Raw genomic sequence first — 20,478 nt, forward strand, 5'->3', positions numbered from 1 at the left:
CTACTTCTTCGTGGGCCGCTGCCAGCCTTCGATCACCGTCTGGCGCGAGCGCGCCATGCTCAGCCGGTCGTCCGGCGCATCGCGGGTGATGACCGAGCCGGCGGCGATGGTCGCGCCCTTGCCGATCGTCACCGGCGCCACCAGCGAGCTGTTGGAGCCGATGAACGCGCCATCCTCGATCCGCGTGGTCGACTTGTTGGCGCCGTCGTAGTTGCAGGTGATGGTGCCGGCACCGATATTCACCCCGACGCCGACCATCGCGTCGCCGAGGTAGGTGAGGTGGTTGGCCTTGCTGCTGACGCCGATCTTGGCATTCTTGGTTTCCACGAAGTTGCCGATGTGGGCGCCGTCGGCCAGCACCGTACCCGGACGCACGCGCGCGAACGGCCCGATCGTCGCCGCACCTTCCACCACGACTCCATCGAGGTCGCAGTGCGCGCGTACTTCGGTGCCGGGGCCCAGCTTCGCGTCGCGGATCCGGCAGAAAGGCCCGATACGGACGCCGTCGGCCAGCTCCACCCGGCCCTCGAATACCACGTCGACGTCGATCTCGACATCCTGTCCCACCGTCACTTCACCGCGTACGTCGACGCGCGCCGGATCCGCCAGACGGGCACCTGCAGTGCACAGCGTGCGTGCCGCACGACGCTGGAACCCGCGCTCCAGTTGCGCGAGCTGCCACGGATCGTTCGCACCCTCCACTTCCAGCGCGTCATGCACATGCACCATTTCGGCGGCGCTGAACTCCGCCGCGGCCGAAGCGAACACGTCGGTGAGGTAATACTCGCCCTGGGCGTTGTCGTTGCCGAGGTGGTTGAGCCAGCGGCGCAGCGGTTCGCCATCGGCGACGAGGATGCCGGTGTTGACGGTGCGGATCTCCAGCTCTTCCTCGGAGGCGTCCTTCTGCTCGACGACCCGTGCGACGTTGCCCTCGGCATCACGCACGATGCGGCCGTAGCCTGTGGGGTTGTCTAGGTCGGCGACCAGCACCGCCAGGCGGCCCGGCGCGTCCAGCAGCCGGCGCAAGGTCGTGGCGGTGATCAACGGGACATCGCCGTAGAGGATCAGCACGCGTGCGTCCTGCGGCACTTCCGGCATTGCCTGCTGTACGGCATGGCCGGTGCCGAGGCGCACTGTCTGTTCCGACCAGTGCAGGTCGGCCTCACCCGCCAACGCGTCGCGGACTTCGTCGCCGCCATGGCCATAGACCACGTGGATGCCACCGGGATCCAGGGCGCGGGCGGTGGCGATGACGTGGGCGAGCATCGGCCTGCCGGCGATCTTCTGAAGCACCTTCGGGATCGAGGACTTCATGCGCTTGCCCTCGCCGGCGGCCAGGATGATGACGTGCAGGGGGGCGACCATGGATGCTCCGTACCTGTGGATTTGCAGAGGTGATTCTAGCGGCGCCGCGCCTGTTAGGATGCCGCGGTGCTGAATAGACGACCCACCATGCGGGGCCATCGGTGAGCCTGACCCGGCAGGGCCGGCACTACCTGCTGTTTGGCGCGATCCAGTGGCTGCTCGACTGGGGCGTGATGGTGGGGTTGAGCCATCTCGGGCTGCCGGTGCGACAGGCCAACGTGGTCGGGCGGATCTGCGGTGCCGTGCTGGGTTTCTGGCTCAACGGCCGGATCACCTTCGCCGGGAGTGACACGGCCGTGGGCCGCGTCCAGTTCATGCGCTTCCTCGTGCTGTGGCTGACCACCACCTTCCTGAGCACGGTGCTGGTAGGTGGCATCGACGACTACCTCGGGTTGAAGTGGGCATGGCTGGCCAAACCACTGGTCGAGGTCGGGCTGGGGCTCCTGGGCTTCCTGGTGTCGCGACACTGGATCTACCGCCGCTGAAGGTGGCGCAGGAACCCAAAGAAAAACGCCGGCACTGGGCCGGCGTTTTCGCTGGGACCGGATGATCCCCGTAGTCAGTGCTTGACGTTCTTGCGCAAACGCTCGAGCGCCTGCAGCTGCGCCATGACCTCGGCCATCCGGGCCTGCGCCTCGGCAATCTCCATCGGCTCCGAGCGCCGCGCCAGCACGCGCTCGGCCTCTTCCTTGGCGGCACGCACGGCGGCCTCGTCGATGTCCTGTGCGCGGATCGCGGTGTCGGCCAGCACCGTCACCACCTGCGGCTGCACCTCCAGGATGCCGCCGCTGACGGCGAAGTCGAGCGTTTCGCCGCCCGGCAGGGTCACCACGACCTTGCCCGGCTTGAGGCGTGTGATCAGCGGTGCGTGCTTCGGCGCGATGCCGAGTTCGCCGATCTCGCCGGTGGCGACCAGCAGTTCGGCGTCGCCGTGGAAGATCTCTTCCTCGGCACTGACGATGTCGCAACGGAAAGTGCTAGCCATGGATATGGTTTCCTTGAAGCCGGGCCGTCAGGAGAGGATCAGGCGGTCTCGCCGGTGATCTTCTTGCCCTTCTCGACCGCCTCGTCGATGGTGCCGACCATGTAGAAGGCCTGCTCCGGCAGGTGGTCGTACTCGCCTTCCACGATGCCCTTGAAGCCGCGGATGGTGTCCTTCAGCGAGACGTACTTGCCCGGCGAGCCGGTGAACACCTCGGCGACGTGGAACGGCTGGCTGAAGAAGCGCTCGATCTTGCGGGCGCGCGACACGGCCTGCTTGTCCTCTTCCGACAGCTCGTCCATGCCCAGGATGGCGATGATGTCCTTGAGCTCCTTGTACTTCTGCAGGGTCGACTGCACCTTGCGCGCGACGTCGTAGTGCTCGTTGCCGATCACGTTCGGGTCGAGCTGGCGCGAGGTCGAATCCAGCGGATCCACGGCCGGGTAGATACCCAGCGAGGCGATGTTTCGCGACAGCACGACGGTGGCGTCGAGGTGGGCGAAGGTGGTCGCCGGCGATGGGTCGGTCAGGTCGTCCGCGGGCACGTAGACGGCCTGGATCGAGGTGATCGAGCCGGTCTTGGTGGAGGTGATGCGCTCCTGCAGGACGCCCATTTCCTCGGCCAGGGTCGGCTGGTAGCCCACCGCCGACGGCATGCGGCCGAGCAGCGCGGACACCTCGGTACCGGCCAGGGTGTAGCGGTAGATGTTGTCTACGAAGAACAGCACGTCGCGGCCCTTGCCCTGCTCGTCCTTCTCGTCGCGGAAGTACTCGGCCATGGTCAGGCCGGTCAGGGCGACGCGCAGGCGGTTGCCCGGCGGCTCATTCATCTGGCCGTAGACCATCGCCACCTTGTCGAGGACGTTGGAGTCCTTCATCTCGTGGTAGAAGTCGTTGCCCTCGCGGGTACGCTCACCGACGCCGGCGAACACCGACAGGCCTTCGTGCGCCTTGGCGATGTTGTTGATGAGCTCCATCATGTTGACGGTCTTGCCGACGCCGGCGCCGCCGAACAGGCCGACCTTGCCGCCCTTGGCGAACGGGCACATCAGGTCGATGACCTTGATGCCGGTTTCCAGCAGCTCGCTCGTAGCGGCCTGCTCTTCGTAGCTCGGGGCGTCGCGGTGGATCTCCCACTCGGCGCTGGCGTCGACCGTGCCGGCCTCGTCGATCGGGCGGCCCAGCACGTCCATGATGCGGCCCAGCGTGCCCATGCCGACCGGCACCGAGATGCCCTTGCCAGTGTTGGTCGCCACCAGGTTGCGCTTCAGGCCATCGGTGGAACCCAGGGCGATGGCCCGGACCACGCCGTCGCCCAGCTGCTGCTGCACTTCCAGCGTGATCTCGGTGTTGTCGACCTTCAGTGCGTCATAGACGCGGGGCACCGACTCGCGGTCGAACTCCACGTCGACGACGGCGCCGATGATCTGGACGATCTTGCCCTGGTTGCTCATCGTTGTTTCCTCGGACTCTTGAATGCTGCTTTTTTGTAGGAGCGACGTGAGTCGCGACGGTAGGGTCGCGACCAACGTCGCTCCTACAGGGATAGGGGTCAGACCGCCGCGGCGCCGCCGACGATCTCGGAGATTTCCTGCGTGATCGCCGCCTGCCGGGCCTTGTTGTAGACCAGCTGCAGGGTGTCGATCAGCTTGTTGGCATTGTCGGACGCGGACTTCATCGCCACCATGCGCGCGGCATGTTCGGAAGCCACGTTCTCCAGCACCGCCTGGTACACCAGCGACTCGATGTAGCGGGTCAGGATGTGGTCCAGCACCGTCTCGGCATCGGGTTCGTAGATGTAGTCCCAGTCGTGCCGCGACATCGGCGCGTCGGCCGGCGGCAACGGCAGCAGCTGGTCGAAGGTAGCCCGCTGCGTCATCGTGTTGACGAAGTCGTTGTAGCAGATGAAGACGCGGTCGATGTTGCCGTCGGTGTACCCGTCCAGCACCACCTTGATCACGCCGATCAGCTGCTCCAGCTTCGGCTGGTCACCGAGGTGGCTCACCGAGGCCAGCATGTTGACCTTGATCCGGCGGAAGAACACCGAGGCCTTCTGGCCGATGGTGACCACGTCGACCTCGACGCCCTGGTCGTTCCAGTTGCGGATCTCGCCGAGCAGCTTGCGGAACATGTTGTTGTTCAGCCCGCCGGCCAGGCCGCGGTCGGATGAGACGATGACGTAGGCGACCCGCTTCGGATCCTTGCGCTCGGTCATGTACGGGTGCTGGTAATCGGTGTTGGCCTGGGCCAGGTGCCCGATCACCTGCTTCATCACCCGCGCATACGGGCGCGAAACCTTCATCCGCTCCTGTGCCTTGCGGATCTTGGAGGCCGAGACCATCTCGAGCGCGCGCGTCACCTTGCGGGTGTTCTGCACGCTCTTGATCTTGGTTTTGATTTCACGTCCGCCTGCCATCGTCTTTCCCGCCTTACCAGGTGCCGGTCTGCTTGAACTCTTCGATGCCCTTCTTGAACGCGGCCTCGATCTCGTCGTTCCACGCGCCGCTGGCGTTGATCTTGCCGATCAGCTCGCCCTGCGTGTTGGCGAAGTGGGCGTGCAGGCCCTCCTCGAACGCGCCGATCTTGCTGACCGCGACGTCGTCGAGGTAACCCTCGTTGACCGCGTAGATCGACAGCGCCTGGTCGGCGATGGACATCGGGGCGTACTGCTTCTGCTTCATCAGCTCGGTGACGCGCTGGCCGCGCTCGAGCTGCTTGCGGGTGGCTTCGTCCAGGTCGGAGGCGAACTGCGCGAACGCAGCCAGCTCGCGGTACTGGGCGAGCGAGATACGGATGCCGCCCGACAGCTTCTTGATGATCTTGGTCTGGGCCGAGCCACCGACGCGCGACACCGAGATGCCGGCGTTCACGGCCGGGCGGATGCCGGCGTTGAACAGGTCGGTTTCCAGGAAGATCTGGCCGTCGGTGATCGAGATCACGTTGGTCGGCACGAACGCGGACACGTCGCCGGCCTGGGTCTCGATGATCGGCAGCGCGGTCAGCGAACCGGTCTGGCCCTTGACCTCGCCGTTGGTGAACTTCTCGACGTAGTCCTCGGACACGCGCGCGGCGCGCTCGAGCAGGCGGCTGTGCAGGTAGAACACGTCGCCCGGGTAGGCTTCGCGGCCCGGCGGGCGCTTGAGCAACAGCGAGATCTGGCGGTACGCCACGGCCTGCTTGGACAGGTCGTCGTACACGATCAGCGCGTCCTGGCCGCGATCCATGAAGTACTCGCCCATGGTGCAGCCGGAGTAGGCGCTGATGTACTGCATCGCGGCCGACTCGGAAGCGGTCGCGGCGACCACGATGGTGTGCGCCATCGCGCCATTCTGCTCGAGCTTGCGCACGATGTTGGCGACGGTCGAGGCCTTCTGGCCGATCGCCACGTAGACGCACTTGATGCCGCTGCCCTTCTGGTTGATCACCGCATCGATGGCCAGCGCGGTCTTGCCGGTCTGGCGGTCGCCGATGACCAGCTCGCGCTGGCCGCGGCCGATCGGAATCATCGAGTCGACGGTCTTGTAGCCGGTCTGCACCGGCTGGTCGACCGACTTGCGCCAGATCACGCCCGGGGCCACGCGCTCGACCGGCGCGGTGAGCTTGGTCTCGATCGGGCCCTTGCCGTCGATCGGCTCGCCCAGCGCGTTGACGACGCGACCGAGCAGCTCGGGGCCGATCGGCACTTCCAGAATGCGGCCGGTGGTGCGGGCGACGTCGCCCTCGCGCAGGTGCTCGTAGTCACCCAGGACCACGGCGCCGACGGAGTCACGCTCCAGGTTCAGCGCCAGCGCGTAGGTCGGCATGCCGTTGGGTGCGGTCGGCAGCTCGATCATTTCGCCCTGCATCACGTCGGCAACGCCGTGGATGCGCACGATGCCATCGGCGACCGATGTCACCGTGCCCTCGTTGCGGGCTTCGGCCGAGAGGCCGACCTTCTCGATGCGGGTCTTGATCAGTTCGCTGATTTCGGACGGATTGAGCTGCGTGGTTGCCATCTTCGTTTCCAATGTTGGGCGGGCCTGGGCCTGCCAATCACGTTCGGCGGGCCGAAGCCCACCCTGTGAGTACCAGTTAGTTTGCGAGCACCGACTGCAGGCGTTGGAGCTTGCTGCGCAGCGAGCCATCGATCACGACATCGCCGGCGTCGATCACCGCGCCACCGATCAAGGATTCGTCCACCGCCGTCTCGACCTTCACCTCGCGGCCGAAACGCTTCCTCAGCGCCGCCACCAGGTTCTCGAGTTCATCGGCAGGCAGTGCGCTCGCCGACGTGATCCGGGCCATCACGACCTGCTCGGATTCGGCACGCAACTGCTCGTACAGAGCGGTGATCTCCGGCAGCAGCACCAGCCGGCCGTTCTCGGCCAGCATGGCGATGAAGCGCTTGAACTCCTCGCTGGCACCGTCGGCGACCAGCAGGGTCACCGCGTCCTGCTCGCGCAGGCGCGGGTTGGACATCACCGCATGCACCTGCGGATCGGCCGCCAGGCGCGCGGCGAATGCCAGCGCCTGCGACCAGGCAGCACCGTTGCCGCTGTCGCGCGCAACGGCGAAGGCGGCACGGGCGTACGGGCGGGCGAGGGTCAGGGCTTCGCTCATGTCAGATCTCGGCCGCCAGTTCGTCCAGCAGCGCCTTGTGGGCGTTCGCGTCGATCTCGCGCTTCAGCAGCTTCTCGGCACCGGCCACGGCGAGCGTGGAGACCTGGCGACGCAGGTCCTCGCGTGCGCGGTTGGCTGCGGCGTCGATCTCGGCCTGGGCGATTTCCTTCTGCCGGTTGGCTTCGGCGACCGCGTCGTTCTTGGCCTGCTCGATGATCTGGTTGGCACGGTGGTGCGCCTGGTCGATCACTTCGTTGGCCTTCGACCGCGCCTCGCGCATCGCTGCGTCGACCTGGTCCTGCGCCTTGGCGAGGTCCATCTGGCTGCGCTCGGCGGCGGCCAGGCCCTCGGCGATCTTCTGCTGGCGCTCCTCGATGGCGCGCAGCAACGGCGGCCAGATATAGGTGGCGATCAGCCAGATCAGCGCTGCGAACGCCAACGCCTGGGCGATAAGAGTCAAATTGATGTTCATCGGCTTTCGCTATGCCTTTCGCGTGAGATGGACAAGGATGCCCCGGACATCACCGGCCGGGACCCGGGGGCCCGGCCGGAGTGCACGCGCAATCAGCCGGCGAGGCGGGCCAGCTGCTCGGTCCACGGACCGATGAACGGGCTGGCGAACGCGAACAGCAGGCCGACGGCGACCGAGATGATGAACGCGGCGTCGATCAGGCCGGCGGTGATGAACATGCGGACCTGCAGCACCGGGATCAGCTCCGGCTGGCGGGCAGCCGACTCGAGGAACTTGCCGGACATCAGGGCCAGGCCGAGGCCCGCGCCGAGTGCGGCCAGGCCGATCATGATGCCGATACCGAGAGCGGTCGATGCCTGGACCTGGGCGAGGGTGGCGAGGATGGTTTCCATGGTTTTCTCCGAGCGGTGTGCTTGAGGGTTGTACGAAGGGTGAAGGGTTGGATCAAAGGGTGAAGCGGAAAATCAGTGCGCGTCTTCCGACAGGCTCAGGTAGACGATCGACAGCATCATGAAGATGAAGGCCTGCAGCGGAATCACCAGGAGGTGGAAGATCATCCAGCCGAAGCCGAACGCCGCGCCACCCAGCATGCCGAGGATGCCGGCACCACCAAGCACCCAGATCAGCAGGAACACGATCTCGCCGCCGAACATGTTGCCGAACAGTCGCATGGCCAGCGAAACCGGCTTGCTGACCCACTCGACGATGTTGAGGATGAGGTTGAACGGCATCATCCACTTGCCGAACGGGGCGGTCAGGAAGCCCTTGCTGAAGCCGCCGAGCCCCTGCGACTTGATCGCGAAGAACAGCATCAGGAAGAACACGCTGATCGACATGCCCAGGGTCGCGTTCACGTCCGCGGTGGGCACCGGCTTCCAGTAGTGCACGCCCAGCAGTTCGAGCGGCTTGGCGATGAAATCGGCCGGGATCATCTTGATGAGGTTCATCAGGAGGATCCAGAAAAACAGGGTGATCGCGATCGGCGTCACCAGCTTGCTGGGGCCGCGATAGGTGTCGCGTGCCTGCTGGTCGACGAACTCCAGGCAGATCTCCACGAACGCCTGCCACTTGCCGGGAACGCCCGCGGTCGCGTTGCGCGTTGCCAGCCAGAACAGCACCACCATCAACAGGCCCATCAGCACCGCGGTGAGCAACGTGTCGAGGTTGAGCGTCCAGAAACCGCCGCCTTCGCCGACCTGCACGGTCAGGTTCTGCAGGTGGTGCTGGATGTAGCCGGTGGGAGTGAGTTCCGCGTCCGCCATTTCTATGAAATCCTGCCTGCGTGAAAGCTACTGGCTGGCCATCGCCAGCACCTGGACCACGAGCGCGACCAGCACGCCCGCCAGCACCGCCAGCGGCGGGAAGCCGCCGAGACCGATGCCCAGCGCGAGTACGCCGAACACCAGCACCCACTTCAGCATGGCGCCTGCCAGCAGCCGCGCCAGCGCGCCGCCTGCCGGAGCGATGCCACCGCCGAGCGAGATCGCCCGTGACAGCCAACCTCCCGCGGCGACCGCGCCACCACCCACCAATGCCCCGAGCGCATGCGGCACGCCGAAGGCGAGGAGGGCCAGCGCGACCAGCGCTGTCGCGCCCGCCTGCCAGGCAACCGCGCGCGACGCCAGCCGGCGGCCTGCGGACAAGGGATTGTGCACGCTAAGCTCGTCGGTCCGGGGGGTTGGCGCCATGCAAGCGCCCGATGAAGCCGCGGAATTATAGATGCAGTGCCGGGGAACGGCAACCGCGCGCGCAGCTGAACGGCAACCGAGGGAAGTCCCGGATGCGGGAACCCCGTGGCGGCTACGCGGTCAATCCATATGCAGCGCCCCGCCGCCACTCTCTCCTCGTCAAGGCACTTGGGCGGCGGGATCGGAGCCCCGGCTTGATCAGCCGGGGCTTCTTCTTGTCCGCCTCAGGACTTCCTGCGCGGGATGTAGAGATCGGTGATGGTGCCGTCGAACACCTCCGCCGCCATCGCCACCGATTCGCTGAGGGTCGGATGCGGATGGATGGTATGGCCGATGTCGCCGACCTCGCAGCCCATCTCGATCGCGAGTGCGACTTCGGCGATCAGGTCGCCCGCATGCACGCCGACGATGCCGCCGCCGATGATGCGCTGCGTCGCGCGGTCGAACAGGAGCTTGGTGAAGCCCTCCGTCCGCCCGATCCCGATCGCGCGTCCCGACGCGGCCCACGGGAACTTGCCCACGCCGACATCCAGGCCCTTCTCCTTGGCTTCGGCCTCGGTGACGCCGACCCAGGCGATCTCGGGGTCGGTGTAGGCGACCGACGGGATCACCCGCGCCACCCATTCCTTCTTCTCTCCCGCGGCGACCTCGGCGGCCAGCTTGCCCTCGTGCGTCGCCTTGTGTGCGAGCATCGGGTTACCCACCAGGTCGCCGATTGCGAAGATGTGGCGGGCACTGGTGCGCATCTGACGGTCGACCGGGATGAAGCCGCGCTCGTTGACTTCGACGCCCGCCTTGCCGGCATCCAGCTTGCCGCCGTTGGGCGAGCGGCCCACGGCCACCAGCACGCGGTCGTACAGCTGCGCCTCCGGCGCCTCGCCGCCCTCTTCCGCCGGCTCGAATCCGACCTTCAGCCCCTTCTTCTGGGCCTCGACCTTCGCCGCCTTCGTCTTCAGGTGCACCGCCACGCCCTGCTTCTTCAGCCGGTCGGCCAGCGGCTTGACCAGGTCACGGTCCGCACCCGGCATCAGCTGGTCCATGAACTCGACCACGGTCACCTCGCTGCCCAGCGCGCGGTACACCGTGGCCATTTCCAGACCGATGATGCCGCCGCCCACCACCAGCAACTTCGAGGGCACGTCGGCCAATTCCAGCGCATCGGTGGAGTCCATCACCCGCGGATCGTCCCACGGGAAGCCGGGGAGCTTCACCGCCTGCGAACCGGCGGCGATGATGCACTGCTCGAAGCGCACCAGTTGGCTCTTGCCCTCGCCGTCATCCACCTGCAGCTCGTAGGCCGAAACGAAACGGCCGACACCGGCGACGACCCTGACCTTGCGCTGCTTGGCCATCCCGACCAGCCCCTTGGTCAGCTGGCCCACCACCTTGTCCTTGTAGTCGCGCAGCTTGTCGAGGTCGATTTTCGGTGTGCCGAAATCGATACCGAAATCGCCGGCGTGGCTGGCCTCCCCGATCACTGCCGCCGCATGCAGCAGCGCCTTGGACGGGATGCAGCCGACGTTGAGGCACACGCCGCCCAACGAGGGATAGCGCTCCACCAGCACCGTATCCATGCCGAGGTCGGCGGCGCGGAAGGCGGCGGTGTAGCCGCCGGGGCCTGCGCCCAGCACCAGCACCGCACATTCGACGTCGGCCTTGCGGCCCGATGCCGCCGCGGCCTTGGGTGCGTCCCTGGCCGGCGCCTGGGCGGGAGATTCTTCACCCTTGGCGGCCCCATCTGCAGCCTCGGACCTGGATGCCGCCTCCTTGCCGGCTTGGCCGTCGCCCGAGGCGCCGGCTTTGTCTTTGCCGCCGCTGTCTTGCCCGCCGGCCGCGTCGTCACCGTCGGTCTTCCCGCCATCGGCTTCGATGACCGCGACGACGGTGCCTTCCGACACCTTGTCGTCGACCTTGACCCGGATCTCGCGCACCACGCCGGCGGTGCTGGACGGCACCTCCATCGTGGCCTTGTCCGACTCCAGCGTGGCCAGCCCCTGGTCGACGGCGACGGTGTCGCCGACCTCCACCAGCAGCTCGATCACCGGCACATCGTCGTATCCGCCGATGTCCGGGACCTTCACCTCGATCTTCGCCATGCCTGTATCTCCTCTTGGGCCGCGCGCGTTCATCGCGCGGCAGGGGGGTCGTCTGTGTCGGGCGCCGCCGGATCATCCGGTCCGCCGGAGGGGTCCTGCCCGACCGGCGGCTCGGAGGTCTCCCGGCTCGCATCGTTGTCGCTGAGTTCGAGTTTTTCCGCCGCGCTCAACTCAGGCGGACGGGGGGCGTCCCCCAGGTCAGGCCGCGCCCCCGGTCGCGTGTCTCCGGTGGCTCCCCGGCCACCCCGCAACAGCTCGAGCGCATCGCTGCCGGACATGCCGAATACGCTGCGCAGGTGAAGGTCGCGCTGCGGGAACGGGATCTCGATGCAGTGCGCCTTCAACTGCGTATCCAGCTCCCACAGGTACGCCGCCTTGATCGCGGCGTTCCGTCGCGTCGCATCCTCGGTCAGCCAGACCGCCAGGATGTATTCCACCGCGCTGTCGCCGAACCCGACCAGCCACACCTGCGGCCGATACGGGCCGTCGTTGGCGAGGGTGAACGGCACGTTCCGCGCCGCCTCCAGCGCCGCCTTCTTGACCAGTTCCTTGTCGACGCCATAGGCCACGCCGAACGGCACGCGCAGCCGGCGCCTCACGTCGCGGTGGGTCCAGTTCACCACCCGGCCGGTGACGAACTCGGAGTTCGGCACCAGGATGTCGATGTTGTCGTTGGTGGTGATGCGGGTGGCGCGGATGTTGATGTCGCGCACGGTGCCGCGCACGTCGTCCTCCAGCTCGATGAAGTCGCCCACCTTCAGCGACTTGTCGAACAGCAGGATCAGGCCGGAGATGAAGTTGCTGAAGATGGCCTGCAGGCCAAAGCCGAGGCCGAGGCCGATCGCGCCGGCGAACACCGCGAAGCGGCTGATCGGCACCCCCGCCAGCTCCAGCGCGAACATCACGCCCAGCGCCAGCAGCGTGTAGTGGACCAGCCGGGACACGGTGTACAGCGCCGGGCGGTTGACGTTTTCGCGCCGCCCGTAGCGGTCCAGCCCCCGCCTCACGAGAATGGAGATGCCCAGCGCCAGCAATATGGCGATGGCGGCAGCAGCCAGCCCTCCCACGGTGAGGGTCAGGCCGGAGATGTCGATGATGCGCTGGTCCAGCAGTGGCTGCAGCCCGTCCCAGCCGCGCTGGGCGACCTCGTCCACCCGATCGGCGACGCCATCGGGTGTCGTTGCGCCTGTTCGGGTGCCGGCCATCGGGGCCGCCGCTCAGGACGCCGTCTTGCGGGCTGCCTGCGCGCTCACAGCAGTACCCGCCGCATGTCGGCCAGGGCCTGCGACAGGTAGGTGGTGAAGCGCGCCGCGGCCGCGCCGTCGATCACGCGGTGGTCGTAGCTCAGCGACAGCGGAAGGATGAGTCGCGGCCGGAACTTCTTGCCATCCCACACCGGCTTCATGTCGGCGCGGGAGACGCCGAGGATCGCCACCTCCGGCGCGTTCACAATCGGCGTGAACTTGGTGCCGCCGATGCCGCCCAGCGAGCTGATCGAGAAGCAGCCACCACTCATCTGCGCCGGACCCAGCTTGCCTTCGCGCGCCTTGCCGGCCAGCTCGGCCGTCTCGGCCGCGATCTCCATCACACCCTTGCGGTCGCAGTCGCGCACCACCGGCACCACCAGGCCATTGGGGGTATCGGCGGCAAAACCGATGTGGAAGTACTGCTTGAGCACCAGCGCCCCGTCGGCGTCCAACGACGCGTTGAAATCGGGGAACTGCTTGAGCGCGCTGACGCTGGCCTTCATCAGGAAGGCGAGCATGGTCAGTTTGGTCGCCTTGCCTTTGGCGATCGCCTTCTCGTTCTCGCGGTTGAGCTGCACCCGCAGCTCCTCCAGGCCGGTGATGTCCGCATCCTCGAACTGCGTGACGTGCGGGATCATCGCCCAGTTGCGGGCGAGGTTGGCGCCTGAGAGCTTCTGGATGCGCGAGAGCTCGCGCTTCTCCACCGGGCCGAACTTGGCGAAATCGACCTTCGGCCATGGGAGCAGGTCCAGGCCGCCACCACCGCCAGCGCCAGCGCCGGAGGAAGCACCGGCGCGCCCGCCACCCTGCTGCAATGCACCCTTGACGAACTTCTGCACGTCCTCGCGGCTGATCCGGCCGCCACGCTGGCTGCCCTCGACCTGAAGCAGGTCGACCCCGAGCTCCCGCGCGAACAGGCGCACCGCGGGACTCGCGTACGGCACCTTGTCGGGCAGCAGCTCGTCGGCATCGAAGGCCACCGGAGGCGAACGCTGGGTGGTGGCGGAGGTGCCGGCGTCGGCATCCCCGGTGCGCGCCGCCGCTGCTTCGCGCTTGGCGAGGTTGTCGGGTTCGGACACATTGGTGGGCTCGACCTCGGTCGCGCCCTCGGAGGACTTCTGCTTCCGGTCGGGGGCCTCGGGCTGCGCGGACCCGCTCTTCGATGCTTCCGGGGCATTGTCCTTGGCTGGCTTCGCCCCGTCGCCGGCGTCCCCGGCAGCGTCACCGCCGGCATCGCCCGCAGGCTCGATCATGGCGACCACGGCACCTTCGCCGATCTCGTCGCCGACCTTGACCTTGAGCTCGCGCACCACGCCATCGAACGGCGCCGGCACCTCCATGGTGGCCTTGTCCGACTCCAGCGTGACCAGCCCCTGGTCGGCCGTGACTGTATCGCCCACCGCGACCAGCACCTCGATCACCGGCACGCCGTCATAGCCGCCGATATCGGGGACACGTGCTTCCTTCAACTCAGCCATGCTCGGATCCGCCATGCGCGAAAGGCCCTTATTGTGGCCGCTGCCGGCGTGGCGCGCCAACTGCCAGCGCCAGCGGACAGCCTCCGGATGCAGGTCCAGCGCGCGTTAAGCACGGGTACGAACGAAATCCCGGGCGCGGCTATCACGCAGCGAAGTGAAGGTTCCATCCACGCCCGTTCCGCACGGCAATCGGAGTTCATCCAGGCCCACGTAGGTTGTGCCTCGCCAGCCGGACACCGGCGGCGCCATACACAAGTCGACAGAAACTTGGAGGTACACCATGAAGCGTCACACCCCATTGAACATCGCCCTGCTGGGCGCCATTGCGCTTGCCCCGGCCGTCGCTTCCGCGCAGGACGGCGATGCCCGCTCCGACCGCTTCGCCGTCGTAGGCGGCTATGCACTCAGCGAGCCGACCGGCGACGCCAGCATCGCCGGGCAGGAGGCCGAACTGGATGGCGAAGGCGCCCCGACGCTGAGCGCCAGCTACTACATCAACGACAATTTCGCCGTGGAAGCCTGGGGTGCCGCAGACAAGTTCGGCCATCGCGTCCTCACCGCCGACGGCAAGGTGGCAAGCGTGGACTCGCAGCCCTACGCACTGAGCGGCCAGTACCACTTCGGCAGCGGCGCGCAGACGGTGCGCCCGTTCGTGGGCCTGGGCTACTACGAGAACAACTACGACGGCGAAACCGCCCAGGCCGGCGGCCCGCTCGAGGGCCAGCGTGTCGGTGTCGAAACCGCAAGTGGCGCGATGGCGACCGTCGGTGTCGATGTCGAACTGAGCCCGCGCTGGTTCGCGCGTGCCGACGCGCGTTACCTGCACGGCGATTCCGACCTGAAGCTGGACGGCGAGACGGTCGGCGAGATGGACGAGAGTCCGGTGGTGCTGGGCGTCGGACTGGGCGCCCGGTTCTGACAGCCGCGGCAACGTGGGGTGGCAGGTGCCTGCCACCCCTGTTCAGGAACCGAGGGGCGCACACCGCTACGGTTGTGCGCTCTTCCCAGGCCGGAGGCCCACCATGACGACGAAGCTCGACAAGCCCGTACGCCGCGAGATCACCGTTGACGACCGCGCCTACACCCTGACCATCGATCCGGATGGCCTGAAGCTTGTGGAAAAGGGCCGGCGCAAGGGCCAGGAACTGCGCTGGAAGGACCTGGTGAACGGCGACGCGGCCATTGCGGCCGCCCTGCAGGGCAGTCTCGGCGACTGACACCCGTGGCTACGGGTGTTCCGACTCCAGGTGCACCCGTTCACGCCGCAACAGGTACAGGCCACTGGCGACGATGATCGCCGCGCCGAGCCAGGTGATCGAATCGGGCAGCACGCCCCACAGGCTGACGTCCAGCAGCACGCCCCATACCAGCGCCGTGTACTCGAGCGGTGCCAGCAGTGATGCTTCACCGGTACGGAAGGCTTCCGTGATCGCGTACTGTCCCAGCGCCCCGGCCAGGCCGATGCCGATGATCACCCAGCCGTCGCCCGGCGCGATCGGCACCCACGACGGCCAGGCCAGCGCGCCGGCGCCCGTGGCGAGGAACACCAGCAGCCACACCATCATCGATGCGGTCGAATCGGTGCGTGCCAGGATGCGCACGGTGATCGCGCTCACCGCGTAGCCGGCTGCAGCCAGCAGCACCGCGAACGCCGCCCAGCTCATCAGCCCGTCGCCGCGCGGGCGCAACAGCACCAGCACGCCCAGCAGGCCGATGCCGATAGCGGTCCAGCGCCGCGGGCCCACCTTCTCGCCCAGCAGCGGCACAGACAGCGCGGTGATCAACAGCGGCGCAACGAAGAAGACTGAATACGCGGTGGTCAGCGGCAGCGTCTGCAACGCGTAGGCGAAGGTCGCCATCATTCCGATGCCGATGCCGCCACGCAGCAGGTGCAAGGACCAGCGGACCTTCAGGAGCGGCCGCAACCCGCTGGTGGCCAGCACCCATGCCAGCACGAACGGCAATGACGCCGCACCACGCAACGCGGCCACCTGCATCGGCGGATAGCTGCCGGCCAGCTCCTTCAGGCCCGCGTCCATCAGGGCGAAGAAGGCCACGGCCAGCAGCATGGTGATGGAGGCGCGCATCTGGCGGGACGCTACGGGGGTCATGGCGGGGCCGGCCGTCGGGGTGCGACAGCATAGAGCCGTCGGCCCGTCGCGGCACGCGTTGATCGAAGCCGGGGCACCGGTTGCGCTAACCTTCCCCGATTGATCGCCCCGTTTGATCACAAGGAGCCCCCCATGCCTTCCTTCGACATCGTCTCCGAAGTCGACAACCACGAGCTGACCAATGCGGTCGACCAGGCCAACCGCGAGCTCGACACCCGCTTCGACTTCAAGGGCGTGGAAGCGAAGTTCGAGCTCGAGGATGGCGTGATCCAGCAGTCCGCGCCGAGTGACTTCCAGCTCAAGCAGATGACCGACATCCTGCGGGCCCGGCTGATCGCCCGTGGCATCGACGTGCGCTGCCTGGAATTCGGGGACGTGGAGACCAACCTCGCCGGCGCCCGCCAGAAGGTGTCGGTCAAGCAGGGCATCGAGCGCGAGCTGGCCAAGAAGATCCAGGCCACGCTGAAGGAGGCCAAGCTCAAGGTCGACAGCCAGATCAACAGCGACAAGCTGCGCGTGAACGGCAAGAAGCGCGATGACCTGCAGGGCGCGATCGCGCTGCTCAAGGGCACCGAGTTCGAGCGCCCGCTGCAGTTCGAGAACTTCCGTGACTGAGCGCAGCCCGGGCTGCGCCGGCCGCGCCTGACCGCGCCGGGCGGCAACAGACCATGGACAATCCGGACCCGATCACCGCCACCCGCCGCTGGCTGCAGCGCGCGGTGATCGGTTTGAACCTGTGCCCGTTCGCCAAAGCGGTGCAGGCCAAGGACCAGATCCGCTACGTGCTCAGCGAGGCCACCACGCCGGAAGCCCTGCTGGAAGAACTGGCCGGGGAGCTCAACTGGCTCAACGAGACCGATCCGGCAGTGGTCGACACCACGCTGTTGATCCACCCCCGCGTGCTGCAGGACTTCCTCGACTACAACGACTTCCTCGACCAGGCCGACGCCGCGGTGGACGCGCTTGGGCTGGAGGGCGAGATCCAGGTCGCCAGCTTCCATCCCGATTACCGGTTCGCCGGAACGGATCCGGATGATCCAGGCAACCTGACCAACCGCTCGCCCTACCCGATGCTGCACCTGCTGCGCGAGGAAAGCGTCGAGCGGGCGGTGGAAGCGTTCCCGGATCCCGACGCGATCGTGGATCGCAACATCGCCACCCTGGAGAAGCTGGGCGCGGAGGGGTTCCGGAAGCTGCTGGAGTGAGAGGTCGGTGCCCCAAGAGAGAGGCCCGCGCTCCATGTGTCTCGCAAGACCTCACGCGGCTGGTTGCAGATGCCTGCCGGTGTTTACGGTTGCTTGCGCATTGTAGGAGCGGCTTCAGCCGCGATCGGATAACCGTTTCGCTCGCGCCGACTCCGGATCGCGGCTGAAGCCGCTCCTACACCCGTTACGGGGAAGACAGCTCAGGCTCCGGACGGGCGAACAGGCGTTCGACGTCCGCCTCGTCGAGCATGCGCCACTCGCCGGCCGGCAGGTCGCCCAGCTCCAGCCCGCCGACGCGGCTGCGGTGCAGCGCTTCGACGTGGTTGCCGACGGCGGCGAACATGCGTCGCACCTGGTGGTAGCGGCCTTCGGTCAACGTAACCCGCGCCTGCCGCGGCCCCACCACCTCCATCGCCGCCGGTGCCAACGGGCTCTTCTCCGATTCGAGCATCAACTCGCCGCTGGCGAACAAGGCCGCCTCACCGCCGTGCAGGTCGGAAGCCAGCGTCGCTTCGTACACCTTCCCCAGCCGCGACTTGGGCGAGACGATGCGGTGCAGCAACTGGCCGTCATCGGTCAGCAGCAGGAGCCCGCTGGTCTCGCGGTCCAGCCGCCCGACCGTCGACAGCAGCGGCGAACGCAGCCGATAGCGCGGCGGCAGCAGGTCGTAGACGATCCGGCCGGGGTCCTTGGTCGAGCATGTGTAGCCGACCGGCTTGTGCAGCATCAGCAACATACCGGGCGGCGGGTCCAGCGGCTCGCCATCGAGCCGGACCTGGTCGTGCCCGACCTTGTCGTCGGCGTACAGCACCTCGCCGTCCGGATCGGTGATGCGGCCCTCGCGGAACATCAGCGCCACCTGTTTGCGGCTGCCGTAGCCGAGGTTGGCGATCAGTTTGACCAGCTTCATCGGCGCTCGTCCTTCCAGCGTCGCTCGGCTTTTGGCGCCGGGCGGGCGGGCGCCGCCTTCACCGCCTCGATGATCTTGAAACCGTCCTGCTGCGCCACCGTGCGCACCGTGCCGAAGCTTTCGCTGAGCACCGTTTCGTACGGCAGGTGGCGGTTGGCGACCAGCCACAGGCTGCCACGCGGATTGAGCGCCTCGGCCGCAACCGCAATGAAGCGGCGGCCGATGTCGGGCCGGTCGGCACGGCCCTGGATGTGGAACGGCGGATTGGTCACGATGACGTCATAGCGCCCGGGCAGGCCGCCGGTCACGTCGTGCCAATGGAACCCGAGTTTCGCCGGGGACGGATGGCCCGTGAGATTGACCCGCGCCAGCTCCAGCGCGCGAGCCTCGGCTTCATAAAGGTCGAGCGCAGTGATGCCCGGGCAGCGCTCGAGCAGCTCCATCGACAGGTAGCCGAAGCCGGCGCCAAGGTCCGCGGCCCTGCCTGACAGGCCGGGCGGCAGTTGCGCGGCCAGCAATGCGGAGGCCGGATCGATGCGGTCCCACGCAAACACGCCCGGGCGGCTGGTGAAGCGACCGCCCTCGATCTTGCGCGGCGCATCCAGCGCGCTCCACTGCCGCAGCAATTCTTCATCGATCCGCGCACCGCCGTCGCCATGCAGCGGCGCCGACCAGAACACCCGGCACTTGTTCTTGACCAGGCTCGCCACCGGCCCCACGAGCTTGCGCAGGTCCTCCTCGGCCGAGCGCGCACCCTCGTTGTTGCTGGCGCACGCGACCACGCGGCCACCCGGTCCGGCATGCGCGACCGCTCGGGCGTACAGCGCCCGCGCCTCTTCGCGTTGGCGCGGTGGGAGGACCAGCACCAGCGGATGGCGCCGTTCACCTTCGGTGGCGACGACCTGCAGCCCCGCCCGCTCCAGCGCTTCGGCATCGGGCTTGAAGCTCTGCTCGCAGACCAGCCCCGGGAACGCGCGCTGGTGCAGCGGCCAGCCTTCACGCGCCCGCAGGAACAGGGCCCCACCCGTTTCGGGCCAGGCAAGCTTGTCCTGCATGAAGGGCAGGAACAGGGTTTCCAGGGCGGGATCGTCGCGGGACACGGTGGCTCGGCAGAAGGCGGGGCCGGCCAGTTTAACGGCGACCCGCCGCGGTAGCGGTACCTGCACGCGTCGCTGACCCGCGGGTCGGCACGCTCGACCCATGCCCGAAGGTCCCTCCATCGTCATCCTGCGCGAGCAGGCCGCCCATCTCGCCGGCCAGGTCGTGCGCGAGGTCGACGGCAACAGCCGGCTGGACATCCAGCGCATGGTCGGCTTCCGTGTGCAGGAACTGCGCAGCTGGGGCAAGCACTTCCTGGTCTGCTTCGACGGCTTCACCCTGCGCGTGCACTTCCTGCTGTGGGGCAGCTACCGCATCGACGAGCGGCGCGAGGGCGGGAAGCTGCGGCTGGGGCTGCGCTTCGACAACGGCGAGCTGAACCTGTATTCGACCTCGCTCAAGTACATCGAGGGCGACATCGACGAGGCCTATGACTGGAGCGCCGACGTGATGTCCGACGCCTGGAACCCGCGTGCCGCACGCCGCAAGCTGCAGGCCACGCCGGACATGATCGTCGCCGATGCGTTGCTGGAGCAGGACGTGTTCGCCGGGGTCGGCAACATCATCAAGAACGAGGTGCTGTTCAGGATCCGGGTGCATCCCGAAACCCCCGTCGAAGCGCTGTCGTCACGCAAGATCGGCGAGATGATCAAGCAGGCACGCGAATACAGCTTCGACTTCTACCGCTGGAAGAAGGACTACGTCCTGAAGAAGCACTACCAGGTCCACACCAGGACCGAATGCCCGCGCTGCGGCAGGCGGCTGGAGTTCCGGCCGAAGCTGGGGACCAAGCAACGGCGGGCGTTCTTCTGCGGGCATTGCCAGAAGCGCCACGGCTGACGCCGCGGTAACAGGCCGGGCACCTTCGCGCTCCGGCAACACCGGCTTCATCCGGCCGCAACGCCCGGATGGCGAGGCTGGCCACTGGACCCGCAACACAGGAGACAACCATGCGCGCACTCTTCGTTGGCGGCACGGTCGACAACAGCGAACTCGACCTGGACGGCGGCGAGCCGCCCGTTCACTACCCCGAGAACACCGGCGGCGGGACGCCGCGCTACCGGCTGCACCAGGTCGGCAAGCAGGAGGACGCGATCGCCTACGCGGTGTATGCCGCGCCCGGGATGCCGGACGAGGCGGTGGCCCGGATCGTCGACGAGCGCGACTACGCGCGACGCTTCAACGCCACCCCGGTGGAAGTCGAACACTGACCAGCGGCGGCCGCCG

23 protein-coding genes are annotated in these 20,478 nt (G+C 67.4%); 7 read left to right on the top strand and 16 right to left on the bottom strand.

Annotated features, from left to right (window positions below; genetic code table 11):
• On the bottom strand, window positions 1-1,365 hold the full coding sequence (gene glmU / locus B5D37_RS08495) for a bifunctional UDP-N-acetylglucosamine diphosphorylase/glucosamine-1-phosphate N-acetyltransferase GlmU (RefSeq protein WP_078758290.1): 1,365 nt from the start codon (window positions 1,363-1,365) through the stop codon (window positions 1-3).
• Between the two features lie 101 nt (window positions 1,366-1,466).
• Between glmU and B5D37_RS08500 the strand changes: the two genes are divergently transcribed.
• A complete protein-coding gene (locus B5D37_RS08500) occupies window positions 1,467-1,850 on the top strand; it encodes a GtrA family protein (RefSeq protein WP_078758291.1) in 384 nt (127 codons plus the stop codon).
• 74 nt (window positions 1,851-1,924) lie between these two features.
• Here the strand turns inward: B5D37_RS08500 and B5D37_RS08505 are convergent, their stop codons facing one another.
• The 12 genes from B5D37_RS08505 to B5D37_RS08560 form a co-directional block, all read right to left on the bottom strand.
• A complete protein-coding gene (locus B5D37_RS08505; RefSeq protein ID WP_078758292.1) occupies window positions 1,925-2,350 on the bottom strand; it encodes a F0F1 ATP synthase subunit epsilon in 426 nt (141 codons plus the stop codon).
• Window positions 2,351-2,388: 38 nt separating this feature from the next.
• Window positions 2,389-3,801, bottom strand: coding sequence for a F0F1 ATP synthase subunit beta (atpD, locus tag B5D37_RS08510; protein WP_078758293.1), 1,413 nt, complete (start codon window positions 3,799-3,801; stop codon window positions 2,389-2,391).
• Window positions 3,802-3,899: 98 nt separating this feature from the next.
• Window positions 3,900-4,763: a F0F1 ATP synthase subunit gamma gene (gene atpG / locus B5D37_RS08515; protein WP_078758294.1), complete on the bottom strand. Its 864-nt coding sequence runs from the start codon at window positions 4,761-4,763 to the stop codon at window positions 3,900-3,902.
• 13 nt (window positions 4,764-4,776) lie between these two features.
• A complete protein-coding gene (atpA, locus tag B5D37_RS08520; RefSeq protein WP_078758295.1) occupies window positions 4,777-6,342 on the bottom strand; it encodes a F0F1 ATP synthase subunit alpha in 1,566 nt (521 codons plus the stop codon).
• A gap of 76 nt (window positions 6,343-6,418) precedes the next feature.
• Window positions 6,419-6,946, bottom strand: coding sequence for a F0F1 ATP synthase subunit delta (locus B5D37_RS08525; RefSeq protein WP_078758296.1), 528 nt, complete (start codon window positions 6,944-6,946; stop codon window positions 6,419-6,421).
• A 1-nt stretch (window position 6,947) separates the two neighbouring features.
• Complete coding sequence (locus tag B5D37_RS08530; protein WP_078758297.1) at window positions 6,948-7,418, bottom strand: F0F1 ATP synthase subunit B; 471 nt, start codon at window positions 7,416-7,418, stop codon at window positions 6,948-6,950.
• Between the two features lie 92 nt (window positions 7,419-7,510).
• Entirely contained in the window at window positions 7,511-7,810 is a 300-nt protein-coding gene (gene atpE / locus B5D37_RS08535; RefSeq protein ID WP_078758298.1) for a F0F1 ATP synthase subunit C, read from the bottom strand.
• Between the two features lie 72 nt (window positions 7,811-7,882).
• Window positions 7,883-8,680: a F0F1 ATP synthase subunit A gene (gene atpB, locus B5D37_RS08540; protein ID WP_078758299.1), complete on the bottom strand. Its 798-nt coding sequence runs from the start codon at window positions 8,678-8,680 to the stop codon at window positions 7,883-7,885.
• Between the two features lie 27 nt (window positions 8,681-8,707).
• Window positions 8,708-9,106: an ATP synthase subunit I gene (locus B5D37_RS08545; protein ID WP_234987763.1), complete on the bottom strand. Its 399-nt coding sequence runs from the start codon at window positions 9,104-9,106 to the stop codon at window positions 8,708-8,710.
• Window positions 9,107-9,330: 224 nt separating this feature from the next.
• Window positions 9,331-11,202 carry a dihydrolipoyl dehydrogenase gene (lpdA, locus tag B5D37_RS08550; RefSeq protein WP_078758300.1) on the bottom strand — a complete coding sequence of 624 codons (1,872 nt, stop codon included), beginning with the start codon at window positions 11,200-11,202 and terminating at the stop codon, window positions 9,331-9,333.
• A gap of 29 nt (window positions 11,203-11,231) precedes the next feature.
• The gene (locus B5D37_RS08555) at window positions 11,232-12,407 is read right to left on the bottom strand and encodes a mechanosensitive ion channel family protein (RefSeq protein ID WP_078758301.1); all 1,176 of its coding nucleotides are present in this window, start codon (window positions 12,405-12,407) and stop codon (window positions 11,232-11,234) included.
• A gap of 44 nt (window positions 12,408-12,451) precedes the next feature.
• Window positions 12,452-13,927 (bottom strand): dihydrolipoyllysine-residue acetyltransferase, encoded by a 1,476-nt coding sequence (locus B5D37_RS08560; protein ID WP_078758376.1) that lies wholly within the window; start codon window positions 13,925-13,927, stop codon window positions 12,452-12,454.
• A gap of 280 nt (window positions 13,928-14,207) precedes the next feature.
• Here B5D37_RS08560 and B5D37_RS08565 point away from each other — a divergent pair, with 280 nt between their 5' ends.
• Together B5D37_RS08565 and B5D37_RS08570 are read left to right on the top strand one after the other, a co-directional pair.
• Complete coding sequence (locus tag B5D37_RS08565; protein WP_078758302.1) at window positions 14,208-14,846, top strand: OmpW/AlkL family protein; 639 nt, start codon at window positions 14,208-14,210, stop codon at window positions 14,844-14,846.
• 103 nt (window positions 14,847-14,949) lie between these two features.
• Window positions 14,950-15,144 (top strand): hypothetical protein, encoded by a 195-nt coding sequence (locus tag B5D37_RS08570; protein ID WP_078758303.1) that lies wholly within the window; start codon window positions 14,950-14,952, stop codon window positions 15,142-15,144.
• Between the two features lie 9 nt (window positions 15,145-15,153).
• Here B5D37_RS08570 and B5D37_RS08575 read toward each other — a convergent pair whose 3' ends face one another.
• Window positions 15,154-15,996 carry a DMT family transporter gene (locus B5D37_RS08575; protein WP_078758377.1) on the bottom strand — a complete coding sequence of 281 codons (843 nt, stop codon included), beginning with the start codon at window positions 15,994-15,996 and terminating at the stop codon, window positions 15,154-15,156.
• A 174-nt stretch (window positions 15,997-16,170) separates the two neighbouring features.
• Between B5D37_RS08575 and B5D37_RS08580 the strand changes: the two genes are divergently transcribed.
• Window positions 16,171-16,653, top strand: a complete 483-nt coding sequence (locus tag B5D37_RS08580) for a YajQ family cyclic di-GMP-binding protein (protein WP_078758304.1) — start codon at window positions 16,171-16,173, stop codon at window positions 16,651-16,653.
• 53 nt (window positions 16,654-16,706) lie between these two features.
• Complete coding sequence (locus B5D37_RS08585; RefSeq protein WP_078758305.1) at window positions 16,707-17,243, top strand: DUF1415 domain-containing protein; 537 nt, start codon at window positions 16,707-16,709, stop codon at window positions 17,241-17,243.
• 184 nt (window positions 17,244-17,427) lie between these two features.
• On the opposite strand, the gene B5D37_RS08590 is transcribed toward B5D37_RS08585, so the two are convergent.
• The gene (locus B5D37_RS08590; protein ID WP_078758306.1) at window positions 17,428-18,153 is read right to left on the bottom strand and encodes a pseudouridine synthase; all 726 of its coding nucleotides are present in this window, start codon (window positions 18,151-18,153) and stop codon (window positions 17,428-17,430) included.
• Window positions 18,150-19,208 (bottom strand): class I SAM-dependent methyltransferase, encoded by a 1,059-nt coding sequence (locus B5D37_RS08595; protein WP_234987773.1) that lies wholly within the window; start codon window positions 19,206-19,208, stop codon window positions 18,150-18,152. The genes B5D37_RS08590 and B5D37_RS08595 overlap by 4 nt, the downstream gene beginning before the upstream one ends.
• Window positions 19,209-19,353: 145 nt before the next feature.
• Here B5D37_RS08595 and B5D37_RS08600 point away from each other — a divergent pair, with 145 nt between their 5' ends.
• Together B5D37_RS08600 and B5D37_RS08605 are read left to right on the top strand one after the other, a co-directional pair.
• On the top strand, window positions 19,354-20,091 hold the full coding sequence (locus tag B5D37_RS08600; RefSeq protein ID WP_078758308.1) for a DNA-formamidopyrimidine glycosylase family protein: 738 nt from the start codon (window positions 19,354-19,356) through the stop codon (window positions 20,089-20,091).
• Between the two features lie 110 nt (window positions 20,092-20,201).
• A complete protein-coding gene (locus B5D37_RS08605; protein ID WP_078758309.1) occupies window positions 20,202-20,462 on the top strand; it encodes a hypothetical protein in 261 nt (86 codons plus the stop codon).
• Window positions 20,463-20,478 lie beyond the last annotated feature (16 nt).

It is taken from the genome of Lysobacter spongiicola DSM 21749 (genome assembly GCF_900167055.1).
Lineage (GTDB): Bacteria > Pseudomonadota > Gammaproteobacteria > Xanthomonadales > Xanthomonadaceae > Novilysobacter > Novilysobacter spongiicola.

Coding starts and splice junctions, on each gene's coding strand:
- glmU (WP_078758290.1), bottom strand. CDS start 1,365: ATGGTCGCCCCCCTGCACGTCATCATCCTGGCCGCCGGCGAGGGCAAG.
- B5D37_RS08505 (WP_078758292.1), bottom strand. CDS start 2,350: ATGGCTAGCACTTTCCGTTGCGACATCGTCAGTGCCGAGGAAGAGATC.
- atpD (WP_078758293.1), bottom strand. CDS start 3,801: ATGAGCAACCAGGGCAAGATCGTCCAGATCATCGGCGCCGTCGTCGAC.
- atpG (WP_078758294.1), bottom strand. CDS start 4,763: ATGGCAGGCGGACGTGAAATCAAAACCAAGATCAAGAGCGTGCAGAAC.
- atpA (WP_078758295.1), bottom strand. CDS start 6,342: ATGGCAACCACGCAGCTCAATCCGTCCGAAATCAGCGAACTGATCAAG.
- B5D37_RS08525 (WP_078758296.1), bottom strand. CDS start 6,946: ATGAGCGAAGCCCTGACCCTCGCCCGCCCGTACGCCCGTGCCGCCTTC.
- B5D37_RS08530 (WP_078758297.1), bottom strand. CDS start 7,418: ATGAACATCAATTTGACTCTTATCGCCCAGGCGTTGGCGTTCGCAGCG.
- atpE (WP_078758298.1), bottom strand. CDS start 7,810: ATGGAAACCATCCTCGCCACCCTCGCCCAGGTCCAGGCATCGACCGCT.
- atpB (WP_078758299.1), bottom strand. CDS start 8,680: ATGGCGGACGCGGAACTCACTCCCACCGGCTACATCCAGCACCACCTG.
- B5D37_RS08545 (WP_234987763.1), bottom strand. CDS start 9,106: ATGGCGCCAACCCCCCGGACCGACGAGCTTAGCGTGCACAATCCCTTG.
- lpdA (WP_078758300.1), bottom strand. CDS start 11,202: ATGGCGAAGATCGAGGTGAAGGTCCCGGACATCGGCGGATACGACGAT.
- B5D37_RS08555 (WP_078758301.1), bottom strand. CDS start 12,407: ATGGCCGGCACCCGAACAGGCGCAACGACACCCGATGGCGTCGCCGAT.
- B5D37_RS08560 (WP_078758376.1), bottom strand. CDS start 13,927: ATGGCTGAGTTGAAGGAAGCACGTGTCCCCGATATCGGCGGCTATGAC.
- B5D37_RS08565 (WP_078758302.1), top strand. CDS start 14,208: ATGAAGCGTCACACCCCATTGAACATCGCCCTGCTGGGCGCCATTGCG.
- B5D37_RS08570 (WP_078758303.1), top strand. CDS start 14,950: ATGACGACGAAGCTCGACAAGCCCGTACGCCGCGAGATCACCGTTGAC.
- B5D37_RS08575 (WP_078758377.1), bottom strand. CDS start 15,996: ATGCTGCTGGCCGTGGCCTTCTTCGCCCTGATGGACGCGGGCCTGAAG.
- B5D37_RS08580 (WP_078758304.1), top strand. CDS start 16,171: ATGCCTTCCTTCGACATCGTCTCCGAAGTCGACAACCACGAGCTGACC.
- B5D37_RS08585 (WP_078758305.1), top strand. CDS start 16,707: ATGGACAATCCGGACCCGATCACCGCCACCCGCCGCTGGCTGCAGCGC.
- B5D37_RS08590 (WP_078758306.1), bottom strand. CDS start 18,153: ATGAAGCTGGTCAAACTGATCGCCAACCTCGGCTACGGCAGCCGCAAA.
- B5D37_RS08595 (WP_234987773.1), bottom strand. CDS start 19,208: ATGCAGGACAAGCTTGCCTGGCCCGAAACGGGTGGGGCCCTGTTCCTG.
- B5D37_RS08600 (WP_078758308.1), top strand. CDS start 19,354: ATGCCCGAAGGTCCCTCCATCGTCATCCTGCGCGAGCAGGCCGCCCAT.
- B5D37_RS08605 (WP_078758309.1), top strand. CDS start 20,202: ATGCGCGCACTCTTCGTTGGCGGCACGGTCGACAACAGCGAACTCGAC.